Source organism: Rhodocytophaga aerolata (assembly GCF_030503435.1).
Classification (GTDB): domain Bacteria; phylum Bacteroidota; class Bacteroidia; order Cytophagales; family 172606-1; genus Rhodocytophaga; species Rhodocytophaga aerolata.
The window spans coordinates 43,201-69,695 of the sequence record NZ_JAUKPO010000037.1; the positions used below are offsets into that span (position 1 = coordinate 43,201).

At 41.5% G+C, this 26,495-nt stretch carries 25 protein-coding genes; 17 read left to right on the forward strand and 8 right to left on the reverse strand.

Annotated features, from left to right (window positions below; translation table 11 throughout):
- Nucleotides 1–65 precede the first annotated feature (65 nt).
- On the reverse strand, nt 66–1,112 hold the full coding sequence (locus Q0590_RS31515) for an MBL fold metallo-hydrolase (RefSeq protein WP_302041644.1): 1,047 nt from the start codon (nt 1,110–1,112) through the stop codon (nt 66–68).
- Nucleotides 1,113–1,510: 398 nt separating this feature from the next.
- On the reverse strand, nt 1,511–2,401 hold the full coding sequence (locus Q0590_RS31520; protein WP_366970574.1) for an SDR family NAD(P)-dependent oxidoreductase: 891 nt from the start codon (nt 2,399–2,401) through the stop codon (nt 1,511–1,513).
- A gap of 217 nt (nt 2,402–2,618) precedes the next feature.
- Here Q0590_RS31520 and Q0590_RS31525 point away from each other — a divergent pair, with 217 nt between their 5' ends.
- The gene (locus tag Q0590_RS31525) at nt 2,619–3,167 is read left to right on the forward strand and encodes a TetR/AcrR family transcriptional regulator (RefSeq protein WP_302041645.1); all 549 of its coding nucleotides are present in this window, start codon (nt 2,619–2,621) and stop codon (nt 3,165–3,167) included.
- Between the two features lie 141 nt (nt 3,168–3,308).
- Here the strand turns inward: Q0590_RS31525 and Q0590_RS31530 are convergent, their stop codons facing one another.
- Nucleotides 3,309–4,403: a D-2-hydroxyacid dehydrogenase gene (locus Q0590_RS31530; protein ID WP_302041646.1), complete on the reverse strand. Its 1,095-nt coding sequence runs from the start codon at nt 4,401–4,403 to the stop codon at nt 3,309–3,311.
- Between the two features lie 461 nt (nt 4,404–4,864).
- Between Q0590_RS31530 and hmpA the strand changes: the two genes are divergently transcribed.
- Nucleotides 4,865–6,079 carry an NO-inducible flavohemoprotein gene (gene hmpA / locus Q0590_RS31535; RefSeq protein WP_302041647.1) on the forward strand — a complete coding sequence of 405 codons (1,215 nt, stop codon included), beginning with the start codon at nt 4,865–4,867 and terminating at the stop codon, nt 6,077–6,079.
- Nucleotides 6,080–6,525: 446 nt separating this feature from the next.
- On the opposite strand, the gene Q0590_RS31540 is transcribed toward hmpA, so the two are convergent.
- Nucleotides 6,526–6,999, reverse strand: coding sequence for a hypothetical protein (locus Q0590_RS31540; RefSeq protein WP_302041648.1), 474 nt, complete (start codon nt 6,997–6,999; stop codon nt 6,526–6,528).
- Between the two features lie 358 nt (nt 7,000–7,357).
- Between Q0590_RS31540 and Q0590_RS31545 the strand changes: the two genes are divergently transcribed.
- From Q0590_RS31545 to Q0590_RS31590, 10 genes are all read left to right on the forward strand, one after another.
- A complete protein-coding gene (locus tag Q0590_RS31545; RefSeq protein ID WP_302041649.1) occupies nt 7,358–7,591 on the forward strand; it encodes a DUF2249 domain-containing protein in 234 nt (77 codons plus the stop codon).
- 15 nt (nt 7,592–7,606) lie between these two features.
- On the forward strand, nt 7,607–7,918 hold the full coding sequence (locus tag Q0590_RS31550) for a cupin domain-containing protein (RefSeq protein WP_302041650.1): 312 nt from the start codon (nt 7,607–7,609) through the stop codon (nt 7,916–7,918).
- Nucleotides 7,919–7,924: 6 nt separating this feature from the next.
- A complete protein-coding gene (locus Q0590_RS31555) occupies nt 7,925–9,802 on the forward strand; it encodes a cbb3-type cytochrome c oxidase subunit I (protein ID WP_302041651.1) in 1,878 nt (625 codons plus the stop codon).
- A 2-nt stretch (nt 9,803–9,804) separates the two neighbouring features.
- Entirely contained in the window at nt 9,805–10,821 is a 1,017-nt protein-coding gene (locus Q0590_RS31560) for a cbb3-type cytochrome c oxidase subunit II (RefSeq protein ID WP_302041652.1), read from the forward strand.
- A gap of 49 nt (nt 10,822–10,870) precedes the next feature.
- Nucleotides 10,871–11,131 (forward strand): hypothetical protein, encoded by a 261-nt coding sequence (locus Q0590_RS31565; RefSeq protein WP_302041653.1) that lies wholly within the window; start codon nt 10,871–10,873, stop codon nt 11,129–11,131.
- Nucleotides 11,132–11,141: 10 nt separating this feature from the next.
- Entirely contained in the window at nt 11,142–11,549 is a 408-nt protein-coding gene (locus tag Q0590_RS31570; protein ID WP_302041654.1) for a cytochrome C, read from the forward strand.
- A 1-nt stretch (nt 11,550) separates the two neighbouring features.
- Nucleotides 11,551–11,946 (forward strand): group III truncated hemoglobin, encoded by a 396-nt coding sequence (locus tag Q0590_RS31575; RefSeq protein WP_302041655.1) that lies wholly within the window; start codon nt 11,551–11,553, stop codon nt 11,944–11,946.
- A gap of 80 nt (nt 11,947–12,026) precedes the next feature.
- Nucleotides 12,027–12,512, forward strand: coding sequence for a hemerythrin domain-containing protein (locus Q0590_RS31580; protein ID WP_302041656.1), 486 nt, complete (start codon nt 12,027–12,029; stop codon nt 12,510–12,512).
- Nucleotides 12,513–12,550: 38 nt separating this feature from the next.
- On the forward strand, nt 12,551–13,000 hold the full coding sequence (locus tag Q0590_RS31585) for an RrF2 family transcriptional regulator (protein ID WP_302041657.1): 450 nt from the start codon (nt 12,551–12,553) through the stop codon (nt 12,998–13,000).
- Between the two features lie 80 nt (nt 13,001–13,080).
- Nucleotides 13,081–13,383, forward strand: a complete 303-nt coding sequence (locus Q0590_RS31590; protein WP_302041658.1) for a hypothetical protein — start codon at nt 13,081–13,083, stop codon at nt 13,381–13,383.
- Nucleotides 13,384–13,413: 30 nt separating this feature from the next.
- On the opposite strand, the gene Q0590_RS31595 is transcribed toward Q0590_RS31590, so the two are convergent.
- Nucleotides 13,414–14,535 (reverse strand): Fic family protein, encoded by a 1,122-nt coding sequence (locus tag Q0590_RS31595; protein ID WP_302041659.1) that lies wholly within the window; start codon nt 14,533–14,535, stop codon nt 13,414–13,416.
- A 286-nt stretch (nt 14,536–14,821) separates the two neighbouring features.
- Between Q0590_RS31595 and Q0590_RS31600 the strand changes: the two genes are divergently transcribed.
- From Q0590_RS31600 to Q0590_RS31610, 3 genes are all read left to right on the forward strand, one after another.
- A complete protein-coding gene (locus Q0590_RS31600; protein ID WP_302041660.1) occupies nt 14,822–17,467 on the forward strand; it encodes a TM0106 family RecB-like putative nuclease in 2,646 nt (881 codons plus the stop codon).
- 273 nt (nt 17,468–17,740) lie between these two features.
- Nucleotides 17,741–18,079, forward strand: a complete 339-nt coding sequence (locus Q0590_RS31605; protein WP_302041661.1) for a PadR family transcriptional regulator — start codon at nt 17,741–17,743, stop codon at nt 18,077–18,079.
- Nucleotides 18,076–20,742 carry an ABC transporter permease gene (locus Q0590_RS31610; protein WP_302041662.1) on the forward strand — a complete coding sequence of 889 codons (2,667 nt, stop codon included), beginning with the start codon at nt 18,076–18,078 and terminating at the stop codon, nt 20,740–20,742. Before Q0590_RS31605 ends, Q0590_RS31610 begins: the two co-directional genes overlap by 4 nt.
- A gap of 323 nt (nt 20,743–21,065) precedes the next feature.
- Here Q0590_RS31610 and Q0590_RS31615 read toward each other — a convergent pair whose 3' ends face one another.
- The gene (locus Q0590_RS31615) at nt 21,066–21,641 is read right to left on the reverse strand and encodes a recombinase family protein (protein ID WP_302041663.1); all 576 of its coding nucleotides are present in this window, start codon (nt 21,639–21,641) and stop codon (nt 21,066–21,068) included.
- A gap of 204 nt (nt 21,642–21,845) precedes the next feature.
- Between Q0590_RS31615 and Q0590_RS31620 the strand changes: the two genes are divergently transcribed.
- Both Q0590_RS31620 and Q0590_RS31625 read left to right on the forward strand, forming a co-directional pair.
- The gene (locus Q0590_RS31620) at nt 21,846–22,679 is read left to right on the forward strand and encodes an RpnC/YadD family protein (protein ID WP_302041664.1); all 834 of its coding nucleotides are present in this window, start codon (nt 21,846–21,848) and stop codon (nt 22,677–22,679) included.
- Between the two features lie 71 nt (nt 22,680–22,750).
- Nucleotides 22,751–23,686 (forward strand): hypothetical protein, encoded by a 936-nt coding sequence (locus Q0590_RS31625; protein ID WP_302041665.1) that lies wholly within the window; start codon nt 22,751–22,753, stop codon nt 23,684–23,686.
- Between the two features lie 142 nt (nt 23,687–23,828).
- On the opposite strand, the gene istB is transcribed toward Q0590_RS31625, so the two are convergent.
- Nucleotides 23,829–24,566, reverse strand: coding sequence for an IS21-like element helper ATPase IstB (istB, locus tag Q0590_RS31630; RefSeq protein ID WP_302041666.1), 738 nt, complete (start codon nt 24,564–24,566; stop codon nt 23,829–23,831).
- Nucleotides 24,567–24,595: 29 nt separating this feature from the next.
- Complete coding sequence (gene istA / locus Q0590_RS31635; protein WP_302041667.1) at nt 24,596–26,152, reverse strand: IS21 family transposase; 1,557 nt, start codon at nt 26,150–26,152, stop codon at nt 24,596–24,598.
- Nucleotides 26,153–26,495: the final 343 nt, after the last annotated feature.

Here is a 26,495-nt window from a genome sequence, read left to right on the forward strand (position 1 = left end):
GGGGGCTGCCATTTCCTTCTATCCCTTTCTGGCAACACATTTTTGGGGAAAAAGCTGTGATAAATTCATCTTATCTCCCGCCACCACTGCGAGAATAGTTGGTTATTGTCATTCAAATACACTGTTTCCCCTATTCTTGGTGTTACTAGTGAAATAGGATGGTTTTTGTCTTTAAGTTCAGTAATCGTTCGTAAGGGCTCATCCCAGGGATGATTAGCTAACTTGAATTTTGAGGAATGTACTGGAAATAAACGTTCTGCCTTCAAGTCACGTGCCGCTTGGAGCACTTCCTCAGGTAGCATATGAATGGCTTGCCAGGCTACATTGTATTGTCCATTGTCTAAAATCGCCAGATCAAAACCATTAAATTTTTTGCCCAGCTGCTCAAAATGGGTATCATACCCGCTATCACCTCCTAGATACAGCTTATAATCAGCCGTCTGCAAAATATACGACATCCAAAGGGTATTATTTCGCGTTAGACTTCTGCCTGAAAAATGCCGGGCAGTTGCCGTATGCAGGGTAAAATCATCGGATATAGAAATGGTTTCGTTCCAATCTTTTTCAATGAGTATATTTTGATCAAAACCCCAGTATTGGAAATGTTCGCCTACGCCCAATCCGCAAACCACCCCTCTTATTTTTGGTTTTAGTTTCATAATAGTTTGGTAATCTAAATGGTCATAATGGTCGTGTGTAATGAGCAGATAGTCGATTTGGGGCAAATCATCAGCGGTATAAACATCCGTACCTGCAAACGATCTGGTCGTATAAGGTACAGGGGATGCATTGCCGCTGAAGACAGGATCTACCAAAAATCGCTTCCCGTCTAATTGAATAAAATAGGAAGAGTGGCCAAACCAAATTAACACATTTTCATTCTTGGATAGTGCCTTTAAGTCTGTTTTAATAGAGGGTATGGTATCTATGGGGGTTGTCCTTGGAAATTTTCCAAAGATAAAATCCCACGTAATCTTGATCATGGAATACCCTTCGGTAATGAAGGGAGTAAAGTGTATATTTTGAAAACTTCCCTCCTTAAAATTAGGCGATTGTTTTAGTAGTTCCAGTCGCTTGCCACTTGGGGCTTTGCCGAATTGAGGCTGTTGCATATACAGTACTGTAGCTATGGCCAAAACACCTATTAACATGAGCGTTATTATCATTAGTTGTCTTATAAATTGTACAAGCTTGTATTTCATTTTATAGTGAAGTTCATTTCGTTCTAGGTTAACTCTTCACAGTCAAACCCTCTGCTGTTAAGCTCATTCATTATTATTTGGGTTAGGTCTGTATGGCTAACTATTCGTAAAATTTTGCCCGCCGTCTTCAAGGTCAACATTCCATTGGCCTTTTCGACTCATTGATTTAAAAACCGGCCCACCTGCCCATCTTCGTGTTTGGTTTGTATGGAAGTTTTGAATACATAAATCATACTTCTTCGTTTTTGCCTCTATTAAATATCTCAACTAACTATTTTCTCTACTACTCACAAGGAAACACGCTTGTCTTACTTGGTAGCGGAAGGATAATGGGCCTTGAGACTGCGGGCAATAATACGATCGAGCAGCCGGTCTGGTAGGAGCCTGAAAAGAATAGAAAGCATAGCCGCATCGCGGCCAATAGTGTATCGTGTACGAGGCCGTTTGCTAAGGATGGCATCAGCTATTATTTGACCCGCACATTCGGCTGACACAGCTTTGTTGATATACGACTCAGCCTGCGAGACCATTGCGTGCATCAGTTCACCGTATCTGCCATGCTGCTCGGCAGTCATGGCACTTGTTATGCGCTCAGCCTTGACACGGACTTGTGTGCTCATAGGTGTTGTAACTGCACCGGGTTGTACAACAATAACCTTTACATCAAAAGGTTCCATTTCCCGACGCAAGGCATCGCTGACCGCTTCAAGGGCAAACTTGGTGCTGGCGTAGGGCCCGTACACCCCCATGGCTCCCTTACCGCCAATGGAGCTGATGTTGACAACTCTGCCACGACTCTTGATAAGGGCAGGCAACAAGGCTTGTATCATGGCTACCTGACCGAAGAGGTTGACATCAAATTGCCGACGCCACTCGGAGAGAGGCAGCACTTCAACGGGAGCATTAATTTCGATAGCCGCATTGTTAACCAAGGCGCGAAGAGGGCGTTTCTCAGGATCTTCCCCAATACGCGTAACCAGTGCAGCAATGTCAAACTCACTAGTGATGTCGAGCATGACCGGCTCGAGATTGGTGCCACTCATAGCCCTGGCGTCAATTTCTCTGCGTACACCAGCCAGCACATGGAAGCCTCGTCTGGCAAGTTCCTGGGCTGTCGCATGGCCAATTCCAGTCGAAGTGCCGGTTACTACAATCATCTCACCCCGGAGTGGTTCTGTCTTTCTAGTTAACTTTGTCATAGTATTGGAATGAATGCTAGTACTTACAAATCTCGGTTTTGGGTGACGGGCAGCAGCTAGGTACTTACTAGAACTAATTTCATCTTCCCATTGACAGCAGAAAGTAAGCACTTGAATACTGTTAAAGAAATTATCGGCATTTTACATTTAGTCGATTTTTGTCAAATGTATATATAATTCTGACAAAAATCGTATATTTGTCAGAATTATTTTACGAATGGAAAAAGACCAAAAAGTACTTCATGCGGCAAAAAGTGTATTCCTCAAATATGGATATACAAAAACAACCATGCATGATATTGCTGAAGCCGCGGGTATATCAAGACCTGGCTTGTATCTGATTTATTCTAAAAAGGAAGAAATATATAATGCACTCGTAGAAAGCCTGTCAGATGAGCTTTCTAGAAAAGTAGAAGAAAGGGTTTTGAAAATAAATGAACCCCTGTTGCAACTAAAGGAAGTACTCAATATCTGGGTTATTGAAATGTATGCTTATCTAAATCAATCCCCGGAAAGCAAGGAACTTTATGAAACCCAATTTTCCTTTGCCAAAGAAGGCATGAAAAGAAGTACCGATTTGTTTACAACTGATTTAGAAAAGGTGCTAAAAAACTTTCCATCTACTAGTTTCAATAACAATGTAAAACCAAAGGATGTAGCCTTGATAATTTCATCAGCTGTGATAGGCTTCAAGAAAAATTCGGATACTTTGGATGAGCTGAAGGAGAAAATTGAATTGCTGATTCGGATCTGTATAAAAAACTAAAATGGGCTTGTTTGTAAGAGCTTAATAACTAAGGCAGGCGAAATCTGAACCTCCTTGTAAAAGTGGACGATGAAAAGAGAGCGGATGTAGTAATAATATTCTGCAGTTTCAGCAAAGGGGTAGTTATTTTAACTACCTCCCTTAATAACCCTTCATCTTATCCACTACATTCATCAAAGGTAAACCATTGGTATACCTGCGCATATTTTCGCACACAAGGGCGATGGCTCTCAGCTGACGAACAGGAGCCATGCCAGAATTATGAGGAGTAATCACTAGATTGGAACAAGCCCACAAAGGGTGGTCTGCAGGTAAAGGTTCAGGTGTGGTCACGTCAAGTCCTGCTCCACGTATACGCTTGTCCTTCAAAGCTTTCACTAACGCTTGCTGATCCACCAGACCGCCTCTTGATACATTGATAAAGTAGGCAGATGGTTTCATCTTAGAGAAGACCTGTTCGTTAAACAGCAGCTTAGTTTGTTTAGTTAAAGGAGCCGCACTCATCAGCACATCCACTTGCGGTACCATCTTCATCAAATAAGTAGGATCATGTAGCTCTGCCACAAATTCAGGTTTAGGCAAAGGTTTGGCATCAGTTGCCAGCACCCGCATATTAAATCCATAATGTAAACGCCGGGCGGTTTCTGTGCCTATGCCTCCCATGCCTACAATCCCAATCGTTTTTCCATACAGGTCATCTAAGGCAACATTGGTTGTTTGTAACCATGCACGTTCTTTGAAGGCAGGAATGGATTCTTGCGCTAACCCCCTTGTTAAGCTTAGTAAAAGGCCAATAGCCGATTCAGCGATCACAGGTGCATACACACGCTGCATATTGGTGAGCAGGCAAGGATGCTCCATAAGTTCCATAGGCATGTTTTCAACGCCTGCGCCAAAAACTTGCACCCACTTAAGCTTTTTAGCCTGGCCTATAAGAGATGCATCTACAGAACCAAGAATAACTTCAGCGTCGGCAATATGTGCATTTATTTCTTTGGTGTCTGCAAGCATAAGTAATTCAACGTTATTGCCTGCTGATCTTATTTGCCCAATTTCAGCTTCTGATAGCTTCTGTGTAGAGATCACCTTTATAGGACCAACCACTGCTTGAGGGGTTGAAGCAGCAGGAAAAGTGGAGTAAGCTTGCACTAAGGGTGTATCTGTCAAACTTAGCAGAGCTCCTGTGGCAGACAGATTAGTAATAAAATTACGTCTTGAAATAGGTTCTGTTGCCATAGCTATAGGATTTCTATTTGAATCTAGCACTTATTCAATCAAAAACAAATACCAAAAATTCAAATAGGTATTTGTTTTTGATTTTATTTCCCGGGTATTAGCCCACTAGGTAAGTTAGGGAAATAATCCAACAGGATTGTAATAGATTTATTCTTTACATTCATTTAAAAATAATGAAATGGATGGTTAAAATAATGTCCCATTTACATTAACTACACAAACGGGTAATTAATTAACCGGATCTACTCTCAGATTATCCTCGCTACAGCGTAAGAATGAATCAAGAGCACATTCTTTCTTATAGCTGATGGATGCCTGCAGGCGTATACTTTTAGTAAACTATCTTTATTCACTATAAAGTTGAGATCAAGCATAGCCATAGATGAGTTTTGTCATTCATTGTCTTGTGGAAAGAGCCTACTTTTGCCTTTTTTAGTAGTCAACTTTTCTTGCAACCATCTATGATCACTAACAAGCAAAAACAATTAGTCAAAGACACAGCGCCTATTCTTCGGGAGCATGGCCTGGTGTTAACCTCGCATTTCTACAGACGCATGTTCACTCATCATCCGGAGCTGAAAAATGTATTCAACATGGGTAACCAGCAGAGTGGCAAGCAGCAAACAGCCCTGGCCCTGGCTGTGCTGGCCTATGCCGAAAATATAGAGGACCCTTCCGTGCTAGCCTCTCCGGTAACTAAGATTGGCCATAAACATGTCAGTCTGGATATCCGGCCGGAGCATTATGCTATTGTGGGCAAGCACCTGCTAGCCTCTATCAGAGAAGTGTTAGGGGATGCTGCCAGCGATGAATTAATAGATGCCTGGGCTGTTGCTTATAGCCAATTAGCCGCATTGATGACTGGGGTGGAAGCAACCCTGTATAGTCAGGCGATCGCCAAAGAAGGGGGCTGGACCGGCTGGCGGCCTTTTCAGGTGAAAGAGAAAGTAAAGGAATCCGAAGAAATTACCTCTTTCTATCTCTATCCGGCCGATGGAGGCAAAGTAGCCGATTTTTTGCCGGGACAATTTGTGAGTGTACGTTTGTTTCTACCTGAGCTTAATTTGTTTCAGCCCCGGCAGTATAGTATATCGAATGCCCCTAATGGAGAGTATTACCGGATTTCGGTGAAAAAGGAAACTGGAGCTAATATTCGTCCCAATGGCATGATCTCTAACCGTTTACACGAGCATGTGAAGGAAGGAGATATCCTGGAAATGGCCTCACCGGCTGGTGATTTCATTTTAGATACCAGCAAAGAAGGCCCGGTAGTGCTCATCAGTGGGGGAGTAGGCCAAACACCCCTGATCAGTATGCTCGAATACCTGATCAGCACTTCCAGCCACCGGGATGTCGTCTGGATTCATGGCGCGCGTAACATGGCTGTACATGCGTTCAAAGAACAGATTACTAGTTTAAAAGACCAAAGGGAGCAATTCCAAAGTCATATCTTTTATGATGTACTGGATGAATCCTTGCCCCTGGAGGAATACTATCCCGGGGTAGTGGACCTGCAACAAATTAGCCATGAAGTTATTTTACCGGATGCCCAGTATTACATCTGTGGACCTGCTCCCTTCATAGAAAAACAATACAAGGACCTAGTGAAACTAGGTATAGAGAAAAGCCATATTCACTATGAAGAGTTTGGACCCAATGTGCTTGCCTTGCCTTAGCAGGGGATCAGCAGTAAGGGGCAGTTGATTGGATTACCCATAGGTATGTACCACTATTGGTGAAGACAGGGGTGGAGGCTAATGGTTGTTAAAACTTTATTCTCCCATCTTGCCCCACTTTACAAGGGAAGCCGTAGTATCAAAGAAGTCATTATTACTTACCTTCTCTATGACAGGGCTAGACCTTTCGTGGATTTGATACAAGCATCCTTGATACATGCTGTCAATTTTTCGAGAAAAGCCCAAAACTAAATACATGAACTCCTCCTTGATAGTCAATAAAGCAGGTATAAGTGAAAGAGAAACCAATCCCAAACAGATCAGGAAATGTGTATAGAAAAGACGCTCTATACTTAATTTGGAATAAAAAAATAGTTGCTCAAAAAAAGCTGAATTACCGGCTATTAATCCATTGTAACCTTATCTATATTGATAGCTTGCAGGCTTTATACTCCCGCACAACATGATGTCGGAAAGAACATGCTGCTCGTAGCGGAGTACAAAGCCAAAAGAAAACAAAAAGCGGGGTTGTAGCGGGGTTGTAGCTCGATTGAAAAACGGGATTTCATGGGTTTGCTAAAGCACCTAAAGCCTTGAACTTTCATGCCTTTGGTAGCTACTCCGTCCTTGAATCTACAGCTTGCTTCTCCAACGCAAGCTGCTTGCTGTTCAAGGACTGTTTCCATTTGGTCTTTTAATCCAACCATATTATAGACCTGCTTAAGCTGGCTGAGAAAAAGATATTTGGTACCATCCTCAAAACTTCCCTCTTCATCAATTAAAGGTTCTAAAATGGAAGGATCTAATTTTCTGGCACTCTCAAAAAGAGTAGTCAAAAACAATTCCTGACCGCCTACATCATTTGATAAGGTTGATCCTTTGGCAATCGTTAGTGTTTGTTCGATCTGTTCTATTTCCATGGTAGTAGTAGCTGTATTTCCACATATAATCTCTCAGCTAAGATAATTTTTACTTGTATCTACGCCTGATCACGATCACTCCTGCACCTATATACTTTTGGCTCCTGCTAAAGTAATAAGCCTTAGCGGCGCGCTTATCAACTTGCAGGTATTGTTTGGGTGATATTTAACAGGTGCTAGGCGAGTCTCTATAAGCCTAAAACTATAAGCATAAAAGCTGACAAGCGATCGATACAGTCTACTATAGTGAGAAGTAATACTGACTGGGTTTTTTATTCTTAATCTTAATTTCTATTTCGGATAAACTTATCCTTTTTAGATTTTATTCGTATATTTGATTAACTAGACCCCGGAAACTATGGAACCTTCATTTATTCTGGATGCAACTATTTTATTGCCTCATAGCAAGCATAAGATCTTGTTCGAGAAGTTCGATAGCCTAAAAGTCGGAGGATCTTTTATAGTTAAAAATGACCATCATACAAAGTCATTTTATCATTTATTGAAAAGCCACCGCGGTGACCGTTTTGAGTGGAAATATCTGCAATCCGGGCCTGTCGTGTGGAAGGTCATCATTCAAAAAACTATGTAAACAAATTAATCAGCTATGGGAAAAGCATCTATTACCAGATATAGTATCGCAGAAGATTTTGAGTATCCCAAGTATGGAATAAGCAGCCAGGCATTACTTAAATCTGTGGGAGGCAAAGTCATGCTATATGTATTTGCCCAGGGAGCGGAGTTAAAAACCCACAAAGCCAATTCAGATGTTCTGGTGGTTATTCAAGAAGGAACAGCCACTATTACATTAGAAGGAGAAACCTTTGATGCCCGGCAAGGTACATCTGTTGTTTTTAAAGAAGGCCAGTTGCACTCACTCAAGGCAAATGAACCATTCAAAATGCTACTTATAAAATAAGCGCTCATGACAAAAGGAAAAACCCTGCCCGCTTTCATTTCTGATCACAAACTAACCCTGCTGGTAATGGCTAGCTTTTTTGCCATCACATCCGAAGGGTTTGCCCAGCAAGCAACAGAACAAGGAAGCTTTTCTATCTCAGAGCCAGGCATTATGATTATGATTTTGCTATTTTTGCTACCGCTACTTATTGGCATACTCATCCTTGTTTTTAAGCTCAAAAATCTATTTAGATCTATTGAAAAGAGTGACGTTAAGCAGGAAGCCAGAAATTTTGCTGCCTATCTGAATGAACTCGATGAAGAGCAATTGGCTTTAGTTCAAAAGCGAAAGGAAAACCTTGAATACAGGACCAAAGCGAATGAGCTATCAGGAACATTACCTCCCGAAGACGCAAGAGGACTTGTGGTTGCCAGTATTGAACATGTAAGTCCGCAATTTATAGCCCCCAAACGTAAAGCCCTTCCCAGGCCTGCTATTGACCCCAGACTCACGAAATTGATCCTGTGGTTTATTGGAACAGCTACTTTCTGGCTTGTATTCGGCACCACCATCGGAGAGTATTTAGGAATTAAGTTTGTGGCACCCGATGTAGATCAAGTGAGCTGGTTGAGCTTTGGCAGGCTCCGCCCTATTCATACCAATTCTGTATTCTGGGGGTGGTCTTCTCTGGCTATGCTGGGGCTTGCCTATTACGTGGTGCCTATGGTGAGCAATACTTCTATCAATAACATTAAACACGGCTGGCTCAGTTTACTATTCATCAATGCATCCGTTGTGATGGGCACCATTTTCCTGGCCGCAGGCATAAACAATGGAGGCGGTGAATTCAGAGAGTACATCTGGCCGGTTATGCTGTTATTCGCCATTGGCATAGTTCTGACTCTAAGGAATTTTTTCCTGACTGTGGCACACCGTAAAACCAAGGAGATATATGTATCCAACTGGTATGTCATTGCGGCCACCATGTTTGTGATTGTTATCAGTATTATAGCCTATGTACCATACTGGCAGATTGGCCTGGGAGAATCCATTATTCAGGGATACTATATGCACCAGGGAGTGGGTATGTGGTTTATGCTCTTTACCCTCGGACTCATTTATTATTTCCTGCCGCAGCAACTCAACCGCCCGATATATTCTTATAGTTTAGGCATACTGGCTTTCTGGGCACAGATCCTGTTTTATACCGTTATCGGCACGCATCATTTTATTTTCAGTTCTATCCCCTGGTCGCTGCAAACGACGGCCATTGTGGGAAGTGTGGGCATGGTGATCCCGGTGGTGGCCGGCACAGCCAACTTCCTGCTCACTTTCAGAGGCGGATGGAATAAACTACGGGATAGCTATACCCTGCCCTTCTTTCTGGTGGGCATTATCTTTTATTTTACCGGCTCGCTACAGGGAACTGTGGAAGCTTTCCGCTACACCAATCTGCTGTGGCATTTTACTGACTTTACCGTTGCCCATTCACACATAACCATGTATGGCATTATCTCCTTTTTTATGTGGGCAGGTATTTATGCCATGGTTCCCAGGCTAACAGGCAAAGAACCTCCTCAGCTTTTAGTAGGTGCTCATTTCTGGATTGCCCTTATCGGGCTTATGTTCTATAATATTCCACTCATGATCGGGGGAACCTTAAAAGGGTTAAGCTGGATGGAAGGAAAACCCTTTATCGATAGTGTGGTATTGATGGCCCCTTACTGGCTATGGCGGGCAATAGGGGGAAGTATGATGTGGTTTGCCCACCTGATATTTGCTTTCAATCTCTACAAGATGATTGCAAAAAAGACCTCACCTGATATTAAAGACCTTGCTTTGGAATATATGGAAGGAGAGAATCATGACAAACATGCCCAACCTTCACCCTCAACGATGTAAATATGGATTTCTTCAATAATCATAAGTATTTATTTGGTGCGGCACTCCTGCTTTTTCTGGGGCTAACGCTGGCGGTTGCTATACTACCTGCCATCAGCAATCAGAATAATAATGCGCCGCTGCCGCAAGCAGTAGCCTTAAGTGATGAAGCAGCCAAAGGGAAGATGATCTATATAGCTGAGGGATGTGTAGCCTGTCATACCCAGCAGGTAAGAAATGTGGATATGGACAAACTATGGGGATCAAGGCCCAGCATTTCTGCGGATTATGCCGATATTAAGCGGACAGATTTCTGGCGCAACACAGCTACCCTGATGGGAACTGAACGTACCGGCCCGGATCTGATCAATATTGGTAACCGTCAGCCTAGTTCCGACTGGCATCTGCTGCATTTATACAATCCCAGAGCCGTAGTTTCTCAATCTATTATGCCCGCTTATCCCTGGTTGTTTGTTGAAAAACAGAATCCTGGAAAAGAGGATATAGTAATTCATGTGCCGGATGAATTCAGGAAAAAGAGTAGTGGAAGCCTGGTGGCATCCCAGGAAGCCTTACACCTGGTTGCTTATCTGCAATCGTTAAAGCAAACGCCCTTGCCCGATGGCACACCTCAGCCCTCATTCCTCTATAAAGCCGAAAAACCCGATGTAAAAGAAATGGTGGGTAATCCTGAAGAAGTAGCCCTTCCGGACGGGCAAGCCTTGTACAGCTCCAATTGTCAGGCATGCCATCAGCCAAACGGAGAAGGATTAAAAGGCGCTTTTCCGGCTTTAAAAGAGAGCAAAATTGTACTGGATGAAAACCCGGAATTGTTTGTAAAAATTATTATGCAGGGATATGATGCTAACCCGGCTTTTGGTGTAATGCCTGCCGTAGGTATTAACAATCAACTACTACCGGAAGCAGTGGCCGCCATCATGAATCATGAACGAACCAGTTGGGGAAATTCGGCGAGGAAAGTAACAGCAGCAGAGGTAAAAAAGATCATGGAACTGATCGGTAAAGAAGTTCCTCAATAGATGAATTTTGTATAAGACAAAGGCTAACCGCTCTCAAGTAAACAATCTTATGATGAAAAAATATGCCCTACTCATTATCCTGCTACTCATCAGTAAGTGGAGTATAGCCTGTCCGGCATGTGAAGCGCAGCAGCCAAATATACTGAAAGGAATCACCCATGGCGCAGGCCCCGAAAGTAACTGGGATTGGGTAATTGTGGGAATAACCGCAGTACTGGTTTTGGTGACCTTATTTTATACCATTAAATGGCTCCTTAAACCAGGTGAATCCTCAGAAACACATATAAAACGATTATTTATTGATCAGTAAATAAAGGTACATGGAACCAAAAAGTAAAGTAACACTATTTATAGATGATGAAACCCAGCCTTTTGCCCAGTTTGAAACGCCAGTTAAATTCGAACTCGATACCAGGAAACTTTTCGATGGCCTTCATCAGTTAAAAATAGTGAGCCAGGAGTGGTCGGGAAAGGAAGGAGTTAAAGTAATTCCTTTTAAAGTCCGCAATGGGCCTGCCATAGAAGTGGAAGGGTTGCAGGAGAATGATACGGTGGATGGTATAGTACCTCTGATGGTCAATGCCTATAGCAAAGGGGATCAAAAGAAATTTATTATTGACGGAAGTGAAACGCCCCGTCATATTCCCAGCTGGCTGTGGGTATTAATTGTTGCTTTTATCGGCTGGGCTATTTATTATCACATTATGTCAGGCAGCATTCCCAATTAACATGAACACAAAACACGATATACAGGGACTGGAGGATATTAAGCTGATGGTGGATGATTTTTACGGCAAAGTGGCCAAAGACGAGCTACTGGCACCCATTTTCAACTACCGGCTTTCTACCTACTGGGTACCGCATCTGGAAAAAATGTACACGTTCTGGAATGCGGCACTATTCGGGGTGAAAGGATATGTGGGCAATCCGTTTGCCAAACATGCCACCATGCCAGTAACAGCAGTGCATTTTGAGAGGTGGTTAAGCCTGTTTAATCAGACGGTGGATTCACATTTTGAAGGTCCTATGGCCCAGGATGCCAAAAGAAGAGGCTTGATTATGGCCACTACCTTTCAACGCCGGATGAATAATCAACGAGGAGAGAATAAAATTACAATTGTGTAAATCAAGAAACGTTAGTATAGGCTTCTGCATGGGGTTGCTTTTTTCCCGCATCCAATGTATAAATTAATTAGGATCATCTTATGGCTACAAAACCAATTAAACGGAATGTAAACATTGTAATTCTCTCCCGTGACCATCATTTTGGCTTGTTATTTTGCTGGAAAATCAGGCAGGGCATCAAGAAAAATGTAGCGGCTGAAAGGATTAAAAACTATGTAAGCTATTATTGGCATACCCATCTTCATAATCATTTTGAGGAAGAAGATATATATATATTTCTGAAGGTGAATGACGATGCATGTAGAAAAGCATTAGAACAGCATGAGCAAATCAGAGGGCTGATGAAACAAATAACGGATGCAGATAATACAGCAGACCATAGACTTCTTGCCGGGCTGGCAGATCTGGTGGAAGCCCACATCCGGTTTGAAGAAAGGGAATTATTTCCTCACCTGGAAAAGGTGCTAAATGAAGGGGAACTCAAGCGTATTGGTGCAGCGTTGGAACAGTCTCATGCAGTTCCGAATCCGGATAATTATCCGGATGAGTTCTGGACTAGTAAATAGATACCTAGACAAGAGAGTGTATTGTTAAAGAGTATGGTATGATTTCAAAAGCATGTAAATACGGATTAAGGGCTGCTATTTTTGTAGCTTCTCAGGCAAAAGAAGGCATAAAGCTGAATGTAAAACAAATAGCCAGGGAAATAGAAGCACCTGAGGCTTTTACCGCCAAAATTCTGCAAATTTTAAATAAACACCGGATCATTACTTCGCTGAAAGGGCCTTATGGAGGTTTTTATATCGAACAATCCCAGTTAGAAGAACCAATTATAAATATAGTAAATGCCATTGATGGACTATCGGTATTCCGGGAATGTGGATTGGGCTTGAAAAATTGCTCATCCAAACATCCTTGCCCGATGCACGATCAATATGCAGAGATACGCAACTCCATGTTACATACTTTTCAGCAAACCTCTATCGGCCAACTGGCGCAGGGTGTAAAGGGAGGTTCCTCGTATGTGAATAATTTAAAAATAAATGTATCATAAGCAGGTTGGGGTATTCTGTAACAACGATCACTTCTATAACAAGGCTTGTTGGTAGTATTGGTAGAAATCCACAAGTGGTTGTGAAGATCCTGGGAGCAGTTGAAAAAAAGAGTATCATTGATGATAAAAGAGCTGCGGGCTGTCCCAAACGGTACTACCGCAATGGAGCTATTGAAATTGTCTATATGCATAATACGGCTGATCGGATAACCATTACAAATACCGACAACAAACCCCTGGAAGAGTTTATAAACTTGTATGGTCTCAAAGAGTTGTCAGGCCCCCTGTTTTTCGTACAGATAGCAAAAAGAAAAACATACTCAAATCAAGGCTCAGTCGCTTTACTGTTGAGTTACCCCAAAGGGGTAGTTAATTTAATTTGAAATTCTATTTTACTTGCTAACCATTGGATGTTATCCCTCCAGTATCCGGATCAAATCATTATTCAAGTAATATACCTGTTTCCAGTCTTCTTTTGGAGAAACTATCCCTAATTGGGCTAGTTGAGCCATATATTTTGTTAGGGTTGTCCGGCTGGAAATGGAGAGGATTTCTCCAATGATTCTAGGCTTAATATAAGGTTGAGTAAAAATTGCTTCATTGACCTCTTTATTATACCAGTTTAATTGCTTTTTTCCATAATCAAGCGTTGTGCTCATTTGTTCCAAAATCTCATCTATCATGCGATTTGTGTTCATAGCTGTCTGCTCTACAGCTGTGAGCATATAAAGAATCCATTTTTTCCAGGCACCCATTTGAGTAACTGCCTGCAGATTATAATAATATTCATCCTTATGATCAATGATGTATTTACTCAGGTACAATACCGGGTGTGAAAGCAACCGTTGATTGACCAGATATAACAGGTTTAGTACTCTTCCTGTTCTTCCATTACCATCTGTAAAGGGATGGATCGCCTCGAATTGATAATGCGCAATAGTCATTTTCAAGAGTGGATCCGTCGGGTAGGCTTGATTATCATTCAAATACTCAATCAGGTTCTTAAGTTTTTCTTCTAAGATTCCCACGCCTCTAGGTGGGGTATAGATCACTTCTCCCGGCCGATGTTCACTATTGCCTCTTTTGATTACCACTAGTGATTGTGGAGGTCTTATTTTCTGGGTACTGTTTTTGATTTTCTGATAAATTTGGATGATTGTATCTAAGTCAATTTCACCACTTTGGGAAACAATCTTGTGGCCTGTCCATAAAGCTTCCCGGTATCTGAGTACCTCTTTGATAGCGGGGCTTGCAGTTTCTTCCCGATGGATGTCAGCGGTTGCTTTATATAATTCATCGTCAGTTGTAAATATATTTTCAATGGCTGAAGAGCTTTTAGCCTCTTGTAAAGAGATCGTATTGATCAACATCGTCGGATTGGGCAACCTAAGGATATTCCTGTTCAATTCAGCTAATGCCCGGCTCGCATAGCCCCACTTTAATAGAATCTCAGGATCAAGCACTATTGAATCAGCAGGAGGTAGCAGAGGTAATTGGTTATGGGGTTTAGTGCGGTCATAAGGCTGATTCGTCATGTTCAATATTTTCTATAAAAATGGACATGATGCAAATATATGTTCATTTGTTACTAAGTCCTACTAATCATGTTCATATTTTAATAAAAAATGGACATGATTACAAAATCCATTTATTGGCTGATGAAATAAATTAATTTCTCCACCATGATAACCATAATCGTTAGCCTACCTTTAGATCAAAAATGGATTTTCTCTTCCTTCATCCAGTTCTATCTTTAGGAGAACTCATAAAGACTAGTATTTCAAAGTATGTAAACTAACTAACTATAGCATTTTACGTCACATGATTGATGATCATTTAATAGATGCTTTTATTGCATGCGAACATAAAGGATTTTTGATTAAAAAAGTATTGTCAGAGTTCCTATTTGATGATTTTGATGTAGTGCAGAAACAATTAAAAAAGCATTACAAAAGGCGCTTTATTGAGTTATACCAAAAAGATGGTACTCAATTTATATACTGTGAGAATACTCATTTTGATCAGATCACAGTGAAACAGGCTCAGAATTACTTAGTAGATATTTGCTATGGGGATTCTACATATCATTTACATTTTGATCTTGCCTACACAAAGCTCAAAGAACTGATTCCTATTTACCCTCTTATCACAGAGAATCCAACTCAAGAAGATAAATTACGTGCCGTAGTCAAAGCATTGATTTTTAATGCCCAAAATAAAAAAACGAAAATTAAATATGTTCTCTTTATAAAAGGTGAAACAGTTAAAACTTACAAAATCCAGATTACCTCTCAGACTCAACAAGGTAAAAAAGTTTTATTACAATTAAATAAATTATCTGTTGGAGAACTTATCACCAAACCGCAATGGAAATCACACTGTACAATTTGTTGTTTTCAGAAGATTTGCAGGAAAGAACTACAAGAAAAAGATGATCTTTCCTTAATAAGTGGATTAAAGCCGAAAGAAATTGCTAAGAAAAAAATTAAAGGAGTTTTTTCAATAACCCAGCTTTCATACACCTTTAGTCCTAAGAAGAAACTGTATTTTAAGAAAAGGTTCTTACCTGAGCTGAAAGCTCTTGCCCTTCGAGAACAGAAGACTTATGTTATTAATCCTCCTTTACTAAAAGAGGTAGAAACAGAACTATATTTTGATATAGAGGGAATACCCGATAGTAAGAACTACTACCTGATAGGTTTAATTATTAAAGACAAGAATAGTTTAAGGAAGTTTTCCTTTTGGGCTGAGGATACCTCTATGCATAACTTTATAGAATTTCTTGATATTATAATTTATTATGCAGATTGTCCTTTTTATCATTTTAGTAGTTTTGAGATAACGGTGCTAAAATATGTGATTACAAAAATTGAGCAGGCTGGATACCGGCAGTTGATAGAGTCAATTATCCAAAAATCCATAAATCTACTAAAAGAATTTTCTGAAAATGTTTACCCTCCAACTTACACTAATTCACTTAAAGAAATAGCAAATTTTTTAGGCTTTGAATGGCAAGATAAAGACATAACAGGCTACAAAACTATTTTTTTGTATAAGCAGTGGCAAATAGAGAAAAGAAATAACATCAAAGAAGCTTTAATTCGCTACAATATGGATGATTGCAAGGCTTTGATAGTAATTAAGGATTGGCTCAGCCAGATTGAAAGAAATGAGTTTATTACAAAGGTGTCTTCTCTAAAAACTCAGAGTACCTATAAGTTTGGTGATCCAGAATATATTATTCCAGAATGGAAAGAGATTAATCATTTTGCTTATTTCAACTACCAACGCGACAAGGTATATTTTAAAACCAATACAATCTTAAAAGCTATAAAAAAGAAAAGTTCTCGTAGTAAAGCTCAAAAACCTAATCAAATAATAATTTTCCCCAAACCAGACAAATGCTATTTCTGTGGTCACAAAAAAGTATACAAGCACGATGACAAAGCAAAAATTATATTTGATTTAAAAATCAATAGCAGTGGTATAAAAAGATGGATAATTTCTTTCAACAAAGGCCGCATTAGATGTGCAGCTTGTTGTAAAGTTTTTAATATTAATAATTTTAATAAAATTCCTAAGTATGGAAGAAATTTGATGATTTGGAGTGTAAACCAGAATATATCTTATAATATCAGTTTTAGAAACATAGCGAACTCCATCAAAGAACAATTCGACATTCATTTACCCGAGAATGAAACAGCTATTTTCAATTCAATCATCGCTAAAGAATATATGGAGACCTATCAGAACATCAAAAAATCTATCCTAGCAGGAAGTTTACTACACATTGATGAGAGTCCAATCAACATTAAAGAATTTGAAGCCAAATGCTACGTATGGGTTTTTGCGACGATGGATAGCGTGTTTTACTTATTTAGAAAAAATAGAGAAGCTGGTTTCTTGAAGGATTTTCTCCAAGATTTTAAAGGGGTAGTGGTTTCAGATTTCTATGCAGGATATGATTCTTTAGAATGTGCTCAGCAAAAATGTTTGATTCACTTAATAAGAGATTTAAATGATGATCTGTTAAAGAACCCATTTAATGAGGAGTTTAAGTTTATAATCAAACACTTTACACTACTTCTAAGAAATATCATAGATACCATTAATAAATACGGCTTGAAGAGGAGACATTTATATAAGCACGTTAAGGAAGCTAATCGCTTTTTTGATAATATTTTCACAAAAGACTTTGAAACAGAAATTGCACGAGCCTACTATAAAAAATTTAAAAAGTATCGGGAAAAGCTATTTGTTTTTTTGAACTATGATGGCGTGCCCTGGAATAACAACAATGCAGAAGTAGCTATCAAACCATTTGCCATCCATAGAAACTATACAGGTGGACTTCACACAGAGAAAGGCATCAATGATTACCTTATTCTTCTAAGTATCCAGCAAACGTGTAGATATAGGAAACTAAGTTTCTTTGAATTTCTTAAATCTAATATCAAAAACATATAAGCTGTGTATATGGTCATGTCAGGCCACTGTTTTTCGGATAGGGAGAAAGAAGAAAACTATCATAATTTAGAGTAAAGCGAAAGGGGAGATTATTTTAACTTCTCCTACATGATATCTACAGCTTTCATTTACCAAAACCGGACATTGAATGTCCGTTTCCGCACACCTGATTCTATGCATAGAATTTGTAAATTGCCCATTTCTGCATGAAAAACCCTATTTCTTCAACTGGCATAGCATTTGCTCAGCAAAAATAGATTTAATTCAAAACCCATGAAGCGCACCTACTTAGGAGAGTTTGAAGAAATAGTGTTGCTAACAGTGATCTTATTAGAAGGTAATGCCTATGGGGTAGCGATTACCCACGAAATTATAGAGCAAACCGGCCGCAGTGTGCGCCTTAATCAGGTGCATGCTGCTTTGCACCGGCTGGAAGAAAAAGGCATGGTGTACTCCAAAATGGGAGAATCAACTGCCGAGCGTGGCGGCAGACGCAAACGACTCTTTACCATTACCGCCTATGGAGAGCAAACCTTACTGGATATACAAGCCGTGCGTTCCCAATTTTTACAACTACTTCCCCGTCCGCTTAAACCGCTCACAAGTCTATGAAAAAGCCTGCCCAAGCCTCCAAACCCCAACCCCCGCGCCTGGCCGACAAACTTCTCGAATGGTTTTGTGCTCCTCATCTGCTGGAAGAACTGCAGGGAGATTTGCACGAAGAATTTTATTACCAGCTAGAAAGGGTAGGAGAAAAGCGGGCCCGCCTGCGCTATGTCTGGGATGTGCTTGGCTTTATCCGTCCTTTTGCTATGAAATGTACCTCTTCCACTTATTCTTCCTCACCTTTACTTCATGTATCTATGTTCCAAAGCTACCTCACCATTGCCTTGCGCACCCTTTGGCGCAGCAAAGGCTATACATCGTTGAATATTGCAGGGCTCTCTGTCGCCTTCTGCATCTGCACATTTCTGTTTCTGACGGTTCACTTTCAGCTCTCCTTTGACTCTTTTCACCAGGGCAAAGACCGCATTTTTCAGACCTACTTTTTTAAAAATGAGCCTGAAGGGGCAAACTGGTCGGATAATATGCCCATGCCGTTGACCCCTGCTTTGAAAGCAAGCTATCCAGAAGTACAAGGTGCCACCAGAGTACTGTATAGCGGACACAGCTCCATTTCCTATAAGGGAAAGCGTGTGGATAAAAATGTAGTATTAACAGACCCGGATTTTCTCAGATTATTTTCCTTTCCGATGCTAAAAGGGCATCCGGAAAATGCCTTGCGTGATCTGAGCAGTATTATCATTAGCGAAAAGCTGGCCGGTGTGATATTTGGGAAAGAAGACCCTATAGGCAAAGTGCTGCAGCTGGGAAGCGAAGGCAAGCAGAAGGGATACATGGTAAGTGGTGTCATTGCTGACCCACCAGAGAACTCTACCCTCCGCTACGATGCGGTAATCCGTATTGAAAATGCCGGAAATTACTTATCTACACAAAACCAGTGGGATGCCTTCTTTATGCAGACCTATATTAAACTGGCACCAGGGGTAGATAAAGCTGCATTTGAAAATAAACTTAAACCATTTGCAGATCAATATCTGGCCGAAGAATTTAGCCGTTTGAAAAATAAAGGAGCGAGGCCAGACAAAGCGGGAGATCTATTTGCTATCCGCCTAGTCAATCTTTCTGATGTCCATTTTGGTCCCACTGGAAATAAAGCTTCTCTCTATCAGTTGGTATGCCTTGCCTTTGTGATACTGCTGATTGCCTGCTTTAACTTTACTAATTTAAGTATGGCCCGCTGCTTTACCCGTGCCAGAGAAGTAGGGGTGCGCAAAACGCTAGGTGCACGCAAAGGGCAATTGTTTGTGCAGATATGGGGAGAAGCCATATTGCTTTGCCTAGCAGGTTTTATAGCCGGATTGTTGCTTACCTATGTGCTTACACCAGGGTTCAATACCTTTTTTGGGGCTCACTTAACCTTGCAGTATATGTGGCAACCAGGTGTAATCCTGTTGCTGCTGACACTTTTTGTAGGGGTAGCTTTGATAGCCGGGGGATATCCTGCTCTTTTTATGTCAAAGTTTAATCCGGTGGAGGTGCTCAAGGGAAAAGTATCACTGAAACGCCCCGGCATTTTGCGAAACTCACTCATTGTCATGCAATTTGCGATGTCTGCCTTACTGGCTTGCTGCACGGTAATAGCCCTGCAACAGGAGCAGTATCTGCGTAGTATGCCTACGGGATTTGAAAAAGAGCAGGTGATTAGTATACCGGTGGGAAACAAAGCCGATGGCCGGCAGGTACTTGCACGTTTACGTAATAGGCTGGCCGGTGACCCAACGGTAATATCCATAACCGGTAGCGATGTAAACCTGGGTTATGGGAAGGATGGGGTCAGTTCAAGATCAGCTTTCAGCTTTACCTACAATGGCCGGGAAGTGTCTACCGACTGGTTGCTGGTGGATTACAATTACCTGAAAACCCTAAGTATTCCCCTGCTAGCAGGCCGGGAGTTTAATCCGGCTATCCCGACAGATTCTGTGAACCGGGTAATTATTACCCAAAGTATGGCCGATATGCTCGGTGAAGGGGAACCGGTAGGTAAAATTATCAGAGATGATAATAATCCGGAAGCGAAGGGCAATGAAGTGATTGGAGTAATTGCAGATTTCCATTTGTATGGGGCAACAAGTAAACTACACCCGATAACCATGCATATGTCTCATCATGAACCGATCAATTATATTTTTGTGCGGATAACACCCCAAAGTTTGCAAGGAGCCATAAGCCGCCTACAAGGAGCCTGGAAACAAGCTGCACCCGGAACAGAGTTTCTTGGCTCATTTGTAGACGAAAATGTGGATGCAATGTATGAAGACCAGAAGCGGTTTTCTCACCTGTTAACTTTAGCTTCAGGCATAGCCGTGTTGCTCTCCTGCGCAGGATTATTTGCCATAGCCTTGCTGGTCATCGAGCAGCGCACCAAAGAAATTGGCATCCGCAAAGTGCTGGGGGCTAATGTAAGTAGTATCATACTCGTGCTTTCAAAAGAATTTGTAAAGCTAGTGCTTATTTCGCTTTCCATTGCCATCCCTGTAGCCTGGTGGCTGATGCAGGAGTGGCTGGCAAACTTTCCTTATCAGATAGCCATTAGTGGCTGGGTGTTTGCAGGGGTGGGTGCCGCCGCCCTGCTTGTAGCCTTGCTAACAATTAGTGTTCACAGTATAAAAGCAGCATTGGCCAATCCGGTAAAAGCTCTGCGGCAGGAGTAGCCCAAAAAACGATCAATAGCCTAACTGTTGAACTGGTGACTTGAAGAGCAGGCCTATGCATCGATGGAGAAAAGACCGCTTGTGGATCCGTGTCTGTCTTTGTCTGATATTATATGGTAAATTAAATAGTGGCTATTACACTTCTAGCAATGTAAGACATCCTGTTTTGTGGGGCAGGCTTTATGAAGAAAAAGTTTATTCTTTATATAGCCTGTTCCTTTGCTAACCAGTTTCAGCAAAGGGGTAGAATTTGTAACTACAATCAATCTACCAGCAGGATATGGAAACAATATCCTGCTGGTAGATTATACCCATACTCTTCTCTATCTAATTTCTACACCTCTTGATCTTAAATAGCGGTATAGGGTAGGTTTGCTAATGGAAAGCTGCTTACAAAGGTCCATGACAGGCAGTTGTTTCTGCTTGTAAAGGGCTTCTGCGATCAAAGCTGTCTTTTGTGCCTTTGCTGACAAGCCTTTCTTCCTGCCGCCCAATCTACCTCGAGCCCTGGCACTAGCTAATCCTGCCATGGTGCGTTCTCTGATCAAATCCCTTTCAAACTGAGCTAAGGAAGCAAAGATGTTGAATACTAATCTGCCTTGGGCAGTAGTGGTATCAATGGGATCTGAAAGGCTTTGTAAACCTATTTCTTTCTCAAGCAATTCGTGGGTTAGTTCTACTAAATGTTGCAGAGATCTGCCCAATCGATCCAGTTTCCAGATGACCAACACATCTCCTGCCCGCAGATGAGCTAGTAATTTACTCAGTTCTACTCTGTAGGTTTTCATCCCGCTTACTTTCTCCTGATAGATTTTTTCACAGCCTGCTTTTGTGAGTGCATCGAGTTGCAGATCCAGGTTCTGCTCTTCTGTACTGACTCTGGCATATCCTATTTTCATCGTTTTACATGTTTTGTTGAGTCAGTAAAACTATCAGAAAAGTTTCACGTGGAATGCTATTGCGTTGATTTATAAATAGTTTGTGTGACAACACCAGGCACTTGCCCTAGATGTTAATGATTCTTAGGTTTTAGTTTACCTTAACATCTTTCTATCTATATGAAGGGATGATATTGAGCATACATACTGCTAAAAGTGATACCTTTGAAGGAAATAAATGAACGAATGGCGCAAGAGTACGATAAGATCATCAAAGAAAACTTAGAAAAGGTAGTTCTCCAACTAATTAGGAAAACTACTCACATTGACCCTATTAAAGGAGAAGTCTTATACCCTGAACTGCACTATACGATTGAAAGGGAAGCTGATTTTGTGGAGAAGATCACTACAAATGATAATAAGACACTTGTCTTTCATATTGAATTCCAAACAGCTAATGATAAGTCTATTGCTGACCGTATGTTTGTGTATGCCGGCTTGATCTATAAAATTTATCGCTTACCACTCAGGCAGATTGTTTTTTACATTGGAAATGATCCGGTCAACATGCCCAATAAGCTGTCTATGCCGACCTTTGAGTATAATTTCCAGCTCATTGACTTACAATCCATCTCTTACAAAGAATTCATTCATTCCAATATTCCAGAAGAAGTACTGCTTGCCATCTTATGTAATTTTGGAGGTGTAGACCCGGAAATGGTAGTTGAAGAAATTTTTAGTAAATTACGTTCATTACAAGACAGCAACTTAAATTTTCAAAGAAGTGTTAGGCAATTAGATATGCTTTCTTTGTTAAGGAATTTACAACCCTTGATTTTAAAACAGGAACAAAAAATGGCACTGACTTTAGACATAAAACAAGATCTCCGTTACAAGCAAGGTGCTGAGCAAGGAGCTGAAGAGAAAACTATAGAAATTGCTCTAGAAATGCTCAAAAAAGGCTTAGATAATGAACTAGTTAGTGAGATTACTAAACTACCTATCGGGCAAATTGAGACTATTCGTCTGCAGTTGAAAGCAGCGGATAAAAACAAATAACTGCACTTGAAGCAGATATAAGGCACCTTTTCACTGGCAACAACGATAGAGATTGCCCTACATTAGATCTTATGGGACAAGCAGAAGAACTATGGAAAGCCTTTCTTGCCCAACATCCTGAGGTAGCTGCCGGGAAAGTGTCACTTGATGAGCTGAATGGCAAGTTAGCAGCCTTCAATCAAAGAAGAAATCAAACACCTCATGTTGATTTTGAAGGCTTATCTCCTGAGCAAATGCATCACCTGCTCCATTCTCCCCTCAGTACCGACTCAGTTATCGGTCTAAAAAGCAGCTATGAAGAAACTGTTCTGGACAAAATCCCCTTCTTTGTTCTCATGGAAAAGCTATGGAAGGAACTACAAACCAACCTCAATCTGAAGCTCACCCCAAAGGGGAATCTTTCCATAGAGGCATGTAAAAGGCTATATGAGGACAAAATGCTGGTGCAAGAGGACATTGAAAGAGGCATCACCAAAAAGATTTCTGAAGATAACGTGGCTTTTATCCGGGCATTGAAAGTTTGCCTACAGCTGGGTGGCTACGTAAAGAAAAGAAAAAATTTGCTGTCTTTGACCAAAACCGGAGAAAAGGGCCTTCAACTGAATAGAAGCAAGCAATTTGTTAAAGTATTTACCGATTTTACTACCCAATTTAACTGGGCCTACATGGACTATGTAGAAAATGCCACGGCCGGACAGTTTGCCTGGGCCTTTTCGCTATACTTGCTGCATAAGTATGGAGAAGAATGGAAAGAAAGCAGCTTTTATACAAATATGCTGTTGAAAGCTTTTCCTATGATATCTCCATTGATTCCTCATCCCATGTACGCTTCAATGGAAATAGAGTATGAGCGAGTCTACCAATGGCGTTTTGTGGAGCACTTTGCTTTTTGGTTCGGATTAGTGGAGCTCGAGCAGAGAAAAGAGCAAGGCATATACGGATACAAGCTTTTTTTACGCAAAAGTGATCTGTTTGATAAAATTTTCCAAGTTCAATTCAATTCTTGAGCAAGGACAGCAGAGAATAGTCCATTGTAGAAAGAATCCATTCAGGCCATAGTTGGGTATTACGTTGAAACTGACCCATGTTGGACGGAGCAAACTCACCCACCTTTAAGAGTAGCAGAGCGGTGAATAAAAGTACAAAGATTTATGGTTGGTTCATTATTTTCTTGCGTAAAGAATCTCCTTTTAACTCAAAGCGGTGAGCTTGGTGCAAAAGCCTATCCAAAATAGCATCGGCCAGCGTAGGGTCTGCAATATAATCATACCATGCTTTTACCGGTAACTGAGAAGTAATAATGGTAGCCGCTTTTCCGTGGCGGTCCTCCATGATCTGCAGTAGTGCCAGCTTTCCCGGCTGATCAAGGGGCTGCAGTCCCCAATCGTCAAGAATTAACAACTGCTGTTTTTCAAGTTTGGCCAGTTCCCGGCTATAGGAAGCATCCGCTTTGGCCACATGCAATTTCTCAAGTAGTTTGGGCAAGTGGTAATAAGCAACCCGATAGCCTAAGCGACAAGCCTGATAACCTAAAGCGGAAGCCAGAAAACTTTTGCCACAGCCAGCCGCTCCGGTAAAGAATATGTTCTCAGCGCGCTTGATAAAACTGCAGTCAGCTAGGCGTAGCCATTGGTCCTGATCCAGATTACGGGTAGGCAGGAAATGTACTTCTTCTAAGGAAGCTTGATAGCGGAAGCGGGCGGAGCGAATAGCCGTTTTGGTTTTCTGATGATGACGATGCTCATATTCCGCATCTAAGAGTTGTGCCAGCAATTGGTCTGTGGCAGGATGCTGCTGAACTGGTAAATGCAAAATTGCCTCAAAGGCTTGTGCCATGCCTTGCAACTTGAGTTGCTGCATGCGCTGAAGGGTGGCTTGGTTGTTCATAAGGGTGTAATTAAGTTGGATTAGGCTAATTATTGATAGGCTTGCTTGCCTCTGATATTTTCATGGTCAACTAGTGGATGGGTAGCCAGGATAAAAGGCCTGCTTTCCGGCAGATTCTCTAAGCCTTTGTCAAGAATAGAGCGGATCAGCCTGTAACTGACTGAACCAAAGGCTAGGGCTCTCTGGCAGGCTTTTTCTAAACGGTCTTTGCCTACTTTCTTTTCCAGACTCAACACACCGATGCAAGATTTATAACTCTGCTCGGGATGCTGTCGACTGGTAAGTATAGCTTGAATGGCGAGTAAAGTCTGCTCTCCGATACGGCTAGCCCACTGCTGGAAGTATTCCGGATTCCACTTCAGGATCCATTGATGATGGGAGGGCAGATGTTCTTTTTGGGTTGTATAACCATATTTGCTAAGACTGCGGCTGTGCAAGGCAATGCGTTCATATTGATAATAGATCTCTACTGTGGTGGCTGTATAGATCAGCTTAACCGGTAGACCTACATAGCGGAAGGGCACAGAATAATAATGTTTATCTTCTGAGAGCAGTACATGAGAATTTTTTTGCGCTTTCCCTTGATAGTAGCGCTTGAGCTCAAAATGGGAAGTAGGTAAAGCCTTTAGGCATGGCTTCTCGCGTTCTTCAAACAATTGCCTGCGGGAATAGTCTCTGCCTTGAAAGCAGGTCTGGTTATGTTTTTCGACCAGCTGAGCAATGGCTGCATTCAGGTCTGCAAGAGAATGAAACACCTGCTTGCGCAACGGGGCGTATACCCGGTGGTACACTATATCGACGGCTCCTTCCACGAGAGCCTTATCTTTGGGTTTTCGCACCCGGGCAGGTAAGATAGTAGTTTGATAGTGCAGGGCAAAGTCAGCTAAGCTTTCATTCAGGTGTGGCTCATAACGATCAGCCTTAATGACCGCTGCTTTTAAGTTATCGGGTACGACAGCAGCCGGTACACCACCTAAATAGGTGAAGGCTTGAGAAAGACAATTGAGAAAGTCTTCTATCCGTTGGCTCATTACTGCCCTGACAAAAGTCAGCTGGCTGCAGCCTAAAATAGCCACAAATACAGCGACCGGCCGTAGTTCTCCGCTGTGCGCATCTACCAAATACAGGGGCGTGCCTGCAAAATCAACAAATAACTTGTCTCCGGCTTTATGCTCTAGCCGCAGGCTGACTTGTTTGCTGAGCTTCCACTGCCGGTAGTGATAACAGAATTGTACATACTGGTAACCATCCGGAAACTGCTGCTTATATTCCAGCCACAACTGATAGCGGCTGACCCCGGGTTGGGTTAATTCCTGCTCCATCTGTGGGAAACGTTCCTTGAGGAGCTGATACGGAGAAGGAGTAGCCGGTTTAGCAGGCAAGCTGGCTAGAGCAGCTAATTGCCCATCAGAAAGCTGCAGGAGTTGCTGCCAGTCCAAGGCTTGTTTTTCCAGCTGTCGTAAGTAGCCTCTTACCGTATTGCGGGAGATTGCCAGCCGTTTACTCATCTCCCGGATCGAGTAGCCCGACTGTTTAAGCTGAACAAGTTGTTTAATCAGGGGCATAGGTTTTCTTCGGTTGGCCATAGATTATCTGGGTCAGTTTTGCCCGTAACCTATAGCATTTAAGTTTCCTATGCTACTCTTTTAGGTGGGTCAGTTTAGTGCGTATAGCCTGGGTCAACTATTTCTGTAGACCCCGGGTCAGTATCCCCGTATTTTCCACATAGTTCCCTTGACAAGTATTTCCCGGTAATAGCAGTAATAAAATATACCCCTTTCTGTTAACTCATCATCTAAAGCGAGGAGAAAGACAAGCCTTCCATACATGGATATAATCAATAATCATTTTCCTGTATTTTTATATAGATTTTGGCAAACAAAAGGGGAAGTGTTGTCAACTTATAACTTCACCAGAATAGGGTGAGAA

Coding starts and splice junctions, on each gene's coding strand:
- Q0590_RS31515 (WP_302041644.1), bottom strand. CDS start 1,112: ATGCAACAGCCTCAATTCGGCAAAGCCCCAAGTGGCAAGCGACTGGAA.
- Q0590_RS31520 (WP_366970574.1), bottom strand. CDS start 2,401: ATGACAAAGTTAACTAGAAAGACAGAACCACTCCGGGGTGAGATGATT.
- Q0590_RS31525 (WP_302041645.1), top strand. CDS start 2,619: ATGGAAAAAGACCAAAAAGTACTTCATGCGGCAAAAAGTGTATTCCTC.
- Q0590_RS31530 (WP_302041646.1), bottom strand. CDS start 4,403: ATGGCAACAGAACCTATTTCAAGACGTAATTTTATTACTAATCTGTCT.
- hmpA (WP_302041647.1), top strand. CDS start 4,865: ATGATCACTAACAAGCAAAAACAATTAGTCAAAGACACAGCGCCTATT.
- Q0590_RS31540 (WP_302041648.1), bottom strand. CDS start 6,999: ATGGAAATAGAACAGATCGAACAAACACTAACGATTGCCAAAGGATCA.
- Q0590_RS31545 (WP_302041649.1), top strand. CDS start 7,358: ATGGAACCTTCATTTATTCTGGATGCAACTATTTTATTGCCTCATAGC.
- Q0590_RS31550 (WP_302041650.1), top strand. CDS start 7,607: ATGGGAAAAGCATCTATTACCAGATATAGTATCGCAGAAGATTTTGAG.
- Q0590_RS31555 (WP_302041651.1), top strand. CDS start 7,925: ATGACAAAAGGAAAAACCCTGCCCGCTTTCATTTCTGATCACAAACTA.
- Q0590_RS31560 (WP_302041652.1), top strand. CDS start 9,805: ATGGATTTCTTCAATAATCATAAGTATTTATTTGGTGCGGCACTCCTG.
- Q0590_RS31565 (WP_302041653.1), top strand. CDS start 10,871: ATGATGAAAAAATATGCCCTACTCATTATCCTGCTACTCATCAGTAAG.
- Q0590_RS31570 (WP_302041654.1), top strand. CDS start 11,142: ATGGAACCAAAAAGTAAAGTAACACTATTTATAGATGATGAAACCCAG.
- Q0590_RS31575 (WP_302041655.1), top strand. CDS start 11,551: ATGAACACAAAACACGATATACAGGGACTGGAGGATATTAAGCTGATG.
- Q0590_RS31580 (WP_302041656.1), top strand. CDS start 12,027: ATGGCTACAAAACCAATTAAACGGAATGTAAACATTGTAATTCTCTCC.
- Q0590_RS31585 (WP_302041657.1), top strand. CDS start 12,551: ATGATTTCAAAAGCATGTAAATACGGATTAAGGGCTGCTATTTTTGTA.
- Q0590_RS31595 (WP_302041659.1), bottom strand. CDS start 14,535: ATGACGAATCAGCCTTATGACCGCACTAAACCCCATAACCAATTACCT.
- Q0590_RS31600 (WP_302041660.1), top strand. CDS start 14,822: ATGATTGATGATCATTTAATAGATGCTTTTATTGCATGCGAACATAAA.
- Q0590_RS31605 (WP_302041661.1), top strand. CDS start 17,741: ATGAAGCGCACCTACTTAGGAGAGTTTGAAGAAATAGTGTTGCTAACA.
- Q0590_RS31610 (WP_302041662.1), top strand. CDS start 18,076: ATGAAAAAGCCTGCCCAAGCCTCCAAACCCCAACCCCCGCGCCTGGCC.
- Q0590_RS31615 (WP_302041663.1), bottom strand. CDS start 21,641: ATGAAAATAGGATATGCCAGAGTCAGTACAGAAGAGCAGAACCTGGAT.
- Q0590_RS31625 (WP_302041665.1), top strand. CDS start 22,751: ATGGGACAAGCAGAAGAACTATGGAAAGCCTTTCTTGCCCAACATCCT.
- istB (WP_302041666.1), bottom strand. CDS start 24,566: ATGAACAACCAAGCCACCCTTCAGCGCATGCAGCAACTCAAGTTGCAA.
- istA (WP_302041667.1), bottom strand. CDS start 26,152: ATGGCCAACCGAAGAAAACCTATGCCCCTGATTAAACAACTTGTTCAG.